The sequence below is a fragment of the Marinomonas sp. TI.3.20 genome (genome assembly GCF_038155025.1).
Classification (GTDB): Bacteria; Pseudomonadota; Gammaproteobacteria; order Pseudomonadales; family Marinomonadaceae; genus Marinomonas; species Marinomonas flavescens.
Genome location: NZ_JBAKAS010000053.1, coordinates 1 through 981 on the forward strand (window position 1 = coordinate 1; position 981 = coordinate 981).

Annotated in this window: 1 protein-coding gene; it reads right to left on the minus strand. The window is 46.5% G+C overall.

All coding sequences use genetic code 11. The annotated features are described in order from the left end of the window. A partial coding sequence (tnpC, locus tag V6259_RS19505; protein ID WP_341585947.1) for an IS66 family transposase occupies positions 1–981 on the minus strand: 981 nt, incomplete at both ends.

The following is a 981-nucleotide window of genomic DNA, read 5'->3' on the forward strand; positions in this document are numbered from 1 at the left end:
CGGTTGCTTTGCCCGATTTGCCTTTGGGCATGCCTTTTTCCGCTTCAATAAATTTTCGACGTGCGTGTGCCCAGCAACCGGCCAGCGTTGCGTTTGTTGATTCATAAGCTTGGTAGCCATCCACATTAAGATATCCGTCGAACCCTTGTAAAAAATCGATGGCACATTGAGCGCTTCGTGTGGGCTGGAAGTCGTATAAAACAATATTGGGGATCGGACTTTGTTTATCGGGCCCATCTTTACCAGTGCAATAGAGCCACATATAGCAACTTGAACGGGCTTCTTTAATGACATTGAGGGTCGTTTCATCCGCTTGAATCACCGACTGTTCAAGCAAGATAGTATGAAGTCGATCGTAAAGAGGTTGTAACGCAACCGAGCATTTTAGCATCCAATCCGACATGGTTTGTCGACTCAGTTCAATGCCGTATTGCTTGAACATGGTTTCTTGTCGATATAAAGGCAAGCTGTATTGGAACTTACCTGTGATGACCTGACTTAGTAAACTAGGCGTTGCGATGCCTTTGGGGATAATGCTGGTCGGCATCGGAGCTTGCTTGATCGTTGTTTGTGTCTCTGTCTTTTCACACTGGCGACATGCGTACTTAGGACGAACTGTTTCGATGACTTTTAACTGAGCAGGAAGAAACTCTAACTTCTCAGACGTGTCTTCGCCAATACGATGCAGTGGTGTCTGACAGCAAGTACACGCTTTATCCGATTCCGCCACATCCACTACAACCGTCTCACGAGGTAAGTCTTTCGGCAGAGGTTTACGCTTAGGTTTTGTGCGCGTATAGGAAACAATTTGGCTGTCCGTTTCAACATCAGCGCTGTCTTCTTGAGAGTCGTTTTCTGACTCGTCAAACAATTCGCCTTGCCCCGGAGAGACTTCGGAGCCTTTACCAAACTGTTTTTGTTGAGCTAAGCGCCATTGCTCAAGGATTAGCTGATACTTAGATTCCCATTCAGCGATCTTGC